6 protein-coding genes and 2 pseudogenes are annotated in these 6,668 nt (G+C 61.5%); 6 read left to right on the plus strand and 2 right to left on the minus strand.

The features are described 5' to 3' along the window. From AC1DWF_RS28825 to AC1DWF_RS28845, 5 genes are all read left to right on the plus strand, one after another. Positions 1 to 1,383 (plus strand): DegQ family serine endoprotease (locus AC1DWF_RS28825; RefSeq protein ID WP_476842358.1); only part of this gene is annotated, 1,383 nt, incomplete at its 5' end. A gap of 60 nt (positions 1,384 to 1,443) precedes the next feature. Next, a complete protein-coding gene (locus AC1DWF_RS28830) occupies positions 1,444 to 2,754 on the plus strand; it encodes a replication-associated recombination protein A (RefSeq protein ID WP_476784516.1) in 1,311 nt (436 codons plus the stop codon). A 251-nt stretch (positions 2,755 to 3,005) separates the two neighbouring features. Then, positions 3,006 to 3,341 carry an ArsR/SmtB family transcription factor gene (locus AC1DWF_RS28835; RefSeq protein WP_476784520.1) on the plus strand — a complete coding sequence of 112 codons (336 nt, stop codon included), beginning with the start codon at positions 3,006 to 3,008 and terminating at the stop codon, positions 3,339 to 3,341. Continuing rightward, positions 3,334 to 3,762 (plus strand): YeeE/YedE family protein, encoded by a 429-nt coding sequence (locus AC1DWF_RS28840; RefSeq protein WP_476784517.1) that lies wholly within the window; start codon positions 3,334 to 3,336, stop codon positions 3,760 to 3,762. The genes AC1DWF_RS28835 and AC1DWF_RS28840 overlap by 8 nt, the downstream gene beginning before the upstream one ends. Positions 3,763 to 3,764: 2 nt before the next feature. Further along, positions 3,765 to 4,193 carry a DUF6691 family protein gene (locus AC1DWF_RS28845; protein ID WP_476784518.1) on the plus strand — a complete coding sequence of 143 codons (429 nt, stop codon included), beginning with the start codon at positions 3,765 to 3,767 and terminating at the stop codon, positions 4,191 to 4,193. 54 nt (positions 4,194 to 4,247) lie between these two features. On the opposite strand, the gene AC1DWF_RS28850 is transcribed toward AC1DWF_RS28845, so the two are convergent. Next, entirely contained in the window at positions 4,248 to 4,868 is a 621-nt protein-coding gene (locus AC1DWF_RS28850) for a class I SAM-dependent methyltransferase (RefSeq protein ID WP_476842359.1), read from the minus strand. A gap of 269 nt (positions 4,869 to 5,137) precedes the next feature. Between AC1DWF_RS28850 and AC1DWF_RS28855 the strand changes: the two are divergent. After that, positions 5,138 to 5,290 (plus strand): annotated as a pseudogene (locus AC1DWF_RS28855) (transposase domain-containing protein); the annotation flags it as partial. A gap of 120 nt (positions 5,291 to 5,410) precedes the next feature. Here the strand turns inward: AC1DWF_RS28855 and AC1DWF_RS28860 are convergent. After that, positions 5,411 to 6,668 (minus strand): annotated as a pseudogene (locus tag AC1DWF_RS28860) (ISNCY family transposase); the annotation flags it as partial.

The raw sequence follows: 6,668 nt of genomic DNA on the forward strand, positions 1-6,668 counted from the left end.
CCCCTGTCGGATGTGCTGACTGATCTGCTGAACGGCGGCAAGGCTGATGTTGGGGCGCTTGCGCCTGACCGCCGCGTGCCGTTCGGTCGCGAAGCGATGCAGCTTTCGTTTGCGCCGCTGGTCAAGGAAACGGCTGCGGCCGTGGTCAACGTCTACGCCTCCAAGCAGGTGAAGGTGCGCTCGCCATTTGACGGTGATCCGTTCTTCGAACAGTTTTTCGGCGGCGGTGCCCCGCGCAACCGTTCGTCGCTCGGCTCGGGCGTTCTTGTCGATCCAAGTGGTATCATCGTCACCAACAACCACGTCGTCCAAGATGCCGATGAGGTGAAGGTGGCGCTGTCGGATGGCCGTGAATTCACCAGCAAGGTTCTGCTCAAGGACGACACGCTCGATCTCGCGGTGCTGAAGATCGATTCCGATAAGCCGTTCCAGACGATCGCCATTGGTGATTCCGACGCGCTTCAGGTCGGCGACCTAGTACTCGCCATGGGCAATCCCTTCGGAGTCGGCCAGACAACGACCAGCGGCATCGTCTCGGCACTTGCCCGCACGCATATCGGGGTGTCCGATTCCGGCTTCTTCATCCAGACCGATGCGGCGATCAATCCTGGCAATTCCGGTGGTGCGCTGATCAACATGGGCGGCCAGCTCGTTGGCATCAATACGGCGATCTTCAGCCGCTCCGGCGGCTCGATCGGCATCGGCTTTGCCATTCCCTCCAACATGGTGCGCGCCTTCACCGAGGCCGCCAAGGGCGGTGCGGAATTCTTCGAACGGCCCTTCATCGGCGCTTCGTTTGAGCCGGTAACGCCCCAGATCGCCGAGTCGCTCGGCATGGATCATCCATCGGGCGCGCTGATTTCGTCGGTTGACGAAAACGGCCCCGCCGCACGCGCGGGGCTCAAGCCCGGCGACGTTGTGCTGCAGTTCAACGGTGCCGCGATCGAGCACATGGAAGCGCTCGACTATCGCCTGGCGACCCAGCCGATCGGTGGCAAGGCAACGCTGTCGGTGCTGAGCAAGGGCGAGGAGAAATCCATCGAAGTGGCCCTTGAACGCGCGCCGGAAGGCGCAAGCTCGAACGAGGTCTTGTTGCGCGGCCGCAGCCCGTTTGCGGGTGCAAAGGTTGCCGAGCTGTCACCGCGACTGGCGCAGCGGCTGCGTGTCGCAACCGACACCAAGGGTGTCGCCATCGTCGGCATCGACGGCGGCTCGCCGGCTGCTGGTTTTGGCTTCCAGCCGGGCGACATCGTGCGCGAGGTCAATGGTGAGGTCATCGATACTGCCGAGAAGCTGAAGCAGCTTGCCGAGGTGGACACGCGCTGGTGGCGGTTTACCGTCGAGCGTGATGGCCGCATCATGCGCCAGATGCTGCGTTATTGAGTGCACCGGGGCTGTGGCGGGAAAGATGGCAGATAGCCGAACCGTCGGGAGGGTGACCTTTTGAGTTCCCTTTTCGACGAGTCTGTCCCGCGTCCGCTTGCCGAGACGTTACGCCCGCAACGCATCAGCGAGGTCATCGGACAGGACCATCTTCTCGGGCCCGACGGCCCGATCGGGCGCATGATCAAATCGCGAAAGGTGTCGTCGTTCATTCTTTGGGGACCGCCTGGCGTCGGCAAGACAACGATTGCCAGGCTGGTCGCCAAGGAAGTCGGCCTCGATTTCGTGCAGCTTTCGGCCGTGCTTTCCGGCGTTGCTGATCTGCGCAAGGTCGTCGATGCCGCCAAGCAGCTCCGCGGCGGGGCAGGGCGGCAGACAGTGGTCTTCGTCGACGAGCTGCACCGCTTCAACAGGACCACCCAGGACGCGCTTCTGCCGCATGTCGAGGATGGGACCATCGTCCTGATCGGCGCAACGACGGAAAACCCAAGCTTCAGCCTGGTGGCGGCCTTGTTGTCACGCGCCAAGGTCTACACGCTCAAACGCTTCGAAAAAGAAGACCTCGCTATCCTTGCCGAGCGCGCCGAAGCGCATTCCGGCAAAAAGCTGCCGCTCGACGCTGCAGCGCGCGACACGCTGCTTACCATGGCCGACGGTGACGGGCGCTATCTGATCGGGCTCTGCGAGGAGTTGCTCGCGCTACCCGCTGGCACAATGCTGGACGTCGCAGGTTTGGCCGAAACTGTCCAGAAGCGGGCGCCAGTCTACGACAAGGGGCAGGAAGAGCACTACAACATGCTCAGCTGCTTCCACAAAAGCCTTCGCGGCAGCGATGTTCAGGCGGCACTTTATTGGGCCGCGCGCATGGTGATCGGCGGCGAAGCTCCTGGCACGATTTTCCGCCGTCTTGCCTGTGCTGCCTCGGAAGATGTCGGCATGGCCGACCCGCAGGCCATGCCGCAGGTCGTGGCCGCCTGGACCGCGTTCGAGCGGGTAGGGTGGCCGGAGGGACGCCTGTTCATGGCTCAGGCGATCACCTATGTGGCAACAGCGCCCAAGTCGAACGCTTCTTATATGGGGTTCAACCAGGCGATTGCACTTGCTCAGCAGACGGGTTCGCTCGCGCCACCCAAACACATCCTCAATGCGCCGACCAAGCTGATGAAGGAACTCGGCTACCACGAGGGCTACAAATACGATCACGATTATCCCGACGCATTTTCGGGACAGGAGTTCCTTCCCGAAGAACTGGCCGGTCCCAATCGTCCGGAGTTCTACGCTCCAAACGAGCGCGGCTTTGAACGGGATATCAAGAAGCGGCTGGAATTTTGGGCGCGCAACAAGGCCACCCGCCGCCAATCCGACGAATAACCCCCGACGGTGTTGACCGTTGAACACCCGGCCAGACGCGGCTCGATCACGCGACCAAACTCAGGCGTGAGCGCGAGGAATAGCCGGGCAGGGTAGGCGTTTCATGTCACGCCTTTGATCAATGCGAAATATCGATTGCAAAAAAACGCAATCGTTTATATTTAAGTGTTATGGCGATGCCGCTGCCGTGACGCCTGTATGGACCTGCGTGGTAGCGAACCAAGGCTAAGATTGTGAACCCCGAATCCGATATGGCGATGTCCGACCTGCTCAACCGGGCAGGGGAAGCTGCAGAGCTCTTGAAGAAGCTCGCCAACCCCAACCGGCTGATGATTGTCTGTGCGCTTGTCGATGGCGAGCGTTCGGTGCGCGATCTCGAAGACGGCCTTGGCATACGTCAGCCCGGATTGTCGCAGCAGCTTGCCGAGTTGCGCGATGCCGGGCTCATTGCCGGCCGCAAGGAATCGAAATCCGTCTTTTATCGTCTCGCCGACGAGCGTGTGAGCGCGATCGTGTCGCTGCTCTACCGCATGTTTTGCGAGCCGGGCGCCAAAGCCATTTCAAAGAAAGGCAGCGAGAATGACTGAATTTACACCCGTCGCGTCCACCATAGGCGGCATCATGATCGGCCTCTCGGCTGTGCTGCTGATGGCCTGGGAAGGGCGCATTGCCGGCATCAGCGGYATCGCAAGCCGCCTGCTGCCGCCTTATGATGACCGTGCCTTCCTCTCGCGCCTGGGCTTCGTTCTCGGCCTGGTTGCTGCACCGCTGGTCTATCTGTGGGCCACCGGCAACGAGCTGCTTCAGACCGTTTCATCGAACCTGCCACTGATGGCGGCCGCCGGTCTGCTTGTCGGTTTCGGCTCGGTCTATGGCAATGGCTGCACCAGTGGGCATGGCGTCTGCGGCCTATCGCGGCTTTCCGTCCGCTCGCTCGTGGCGACGATTACCTTCATGACCACGGCCTTTTCCACTGTCTTTGTCGTGCGCCACATAGTGGGAGCCTGATCATGTCCTTTGTCGTCAATCTCGCGCTCGGTCTGCTGTTCGGCATCGGCCTTGTCATTTCGGGCATGTCCGACCCGGCCAAGGTGCTGAATTTTCTCGACCTGTTCGGCAGCTGGGATCCGTCGCTCGCTTTCGTCATGGGCGGTGCCGTTATCACCGCGTTCTTTGGCTACCGCCTTGTGCTCAAGCGTGAAAATCCTGTCGCATCTGCGTCGTTCCATCTGCCTGCCAGCAACGCTATCGACAGCCGTATCCTGATCGGCCCGGCCATTTTCGGCATCGGCTGGGGGCTTGGTGGCTTCTGCCCGGGGCCGGCACTGACGGCAACGACGCTGGGCGCTGCCGGCGCCTATGCCTTTTTGCCGATGATGTTTGTTGGCATGTGGCTGGCCAGGATCAGCCCGTTCAGGCGAACCGCCGCGACCGCCTGAACGCCGAGTCTCACTATATCCGCATGACGGCTAAAATGCCGGGTGGGGTGCTGTTCAGCCCTGCATGCGAAATGTGCTGAACTGGAAACGCTGCACGCTGGCCCAAGGCGTCTTGTGTTCGTGGCGGCGCGTGTCGATCAGCGCAAAGCCTTTGCCCAGCAGCTTGCCGATGCTGTCGGCGTCGTGCCTGACGATCGGCAGCCCACTGCATTTCTCAGGACCATCAGGCGCGAACGTACCGATGATCGCATGGCCGCCGGGCTTCAGCGCGCGTGTCAAAACCGTAGCGTAGGCTGCCTGATCGACTCGATCGGTGAGGAAGTGGAATGYGGCGCGATCGTGCCAGATGTCGTAGCTACGGCCTGGCTGCCAGGCCGTCACATCGCTGCAGATCCATGTGACGCGACTTGCGTCTGGTCCGAGACGCGTGCGGTCGGCATCGAGTGCGGCCTGCGAGATATCAAGCACGGTGACGTCGTCGAAGCCTTGGCCGATCAACACGTCGACGAGATGCGACGCGCCGGCGCCGATGTCAACGATGGCGGCGTCAGGCGTAGCACCTGCAACTGCCAGCAGCGTCAGTGACGGCTCCGGCGTCTGCTGAAACCAGCTGACCTGATCTTCCGTCTTGGCCCGATAGATGGTTTCCCAATGAGAGGCCCGGTCGTCGCTCACGGCACAGCTCCAGTCGTCCTGACGTGTCCAGCCATCTTGCACGGTTTGCACATCAAAGGGGACAAGGATTGGTGTCCGCCAACAGGTGTACAATTGTGGCGGCAAGGGTCTGCTATGGCGCACGACAATCAGCCCCGGTCTGACCGGCTGGTTCGGGTTGCAAGGGCAGAGCGGGGCGGGTGAGTGCGCTTCGGCTTTTGAGGTGTTTCAATGCGCTTGGCCTTGCGAGATGATCCGGTGAGATCTACCGCCAGCGGATTTACCGGACCATGACAGCGCGCCTCAATGACGTTGATCCGCAGGCTTGGCTCGCCGATGTCCTCAAGCGCATCGCCGAAATCCCGCAGACCCGTCTGCACAAGATGCTGCCATGGAAATGGAAACGCCAAGCCGAAGCTTCCGCGTCGGCTCAGGCTGCATGAGCCTGCTCGCACCATAACCCGCAGACACGACGCGCCCACCCGGTAATGCCGCGGCCTTCAGCGGATGCGTACACACAAGGCGAGATCACCGTCCATTGAGTTATCCCCGACAGCGCTGGTCTATTCTGCTGCGGCTTGCCGGGAAAGCGCCCTTTGCCGCCGCGCTATCACCGCGGGATCGTTCATCAAATCCGTCCACTTGCCCGGTTTGCGGCCCCGGGGTGTGTAGCCATTCTTCTCGCTGTTGGTCTTTACCTTCGGCTGCGGCAACTGCTCTCTCCTGCCGCTCCTTGATGTAGGCCAAGACATCGGAAAGCCGCTTGTTCTCGGTGATCGCTGCATGGGTCACACGCTGGTCCTTGTCGAACACCCGGAAGGGCAGGCAATGGCCTTTCCAGCGCACGTCGAGCCGACCATCGGCATAGGCGTAGGTCTCGACATAGTGCCCGACCAGCCCGCGCGTCACATCGGTCTCCTCGAGCAAGATCCGCTGGCGCTCGAACGAAAACGTCAGCTGAACGCCGACATAGCGCTGCTCACGCTTGCACAGGATCTCCCTGAGCCGATCCGGCATGATGTTCATCGGYCGGTGCAGGTCATCTGACCGGGCAGGGGTGCGTGCGAACCGTGCGTTGTAGCGCGTAACAAAACCGGGCAGGAACGCATTGCCCGCCTCCATATCCGAGATCCCTGCCAACCGCAGCTCCTTCACCAAGCGGTCCTGAAGCGTCCGRTTGGCGCGCTCGACACGACCTTTCGCCTGGCTCGAATTTGCGCAAAGAATCTCGATGTTCAGCTCTGAAAGCGCACGGCCGAACTGCGTCATGCCCTGGCCGCCCTTGGCATCCTTCTTGGTCACCCGGAACACCGAATGCTTGTCGGAATAGAAGGCAACGGGAGCACCGTGGTCCTTCAAATAGAGTTCCAGCCGCGAAATAGCTGAAGGCGCTTTCCGAGCGCACAAAGCGCAACTGCATCAGCTTGCCGGTCGCATCATCGATGAACACCAGCAATGAACATGGGTCACCGGGGTCCTCGAACCAGCGATGCTCGGAGCCGTCGATCTGCACCAGTTCGCCATAGGCCTCGCGCCGCAATCGTGGCTGATGAAACGTCCGCCGCTGTCGGCGTGAGAGCCAGATGCCGGTATCCGACATCCATTGGCGCAACGTCTCGCGCGATACCGTCACGCCATGATCTTCGGCCAGCTTCTCGGCTGCCAGCGTCGGGCCGAAGTCGGCATATCGTTCTCGCACGATCGCAACTGCATAATCGCGAACGCCATCGCTGATCTTGTTGTTCGATGGGCGGCCGATCGCCTTGTGTCGGATCGAGCCCGCGCCGCTCGTCTTCATCCGTTCCAGGAGCCGGCGCACCT

This window comes from Aminobacter sp. P4_D5 (genome assembly GCF_056401815.1).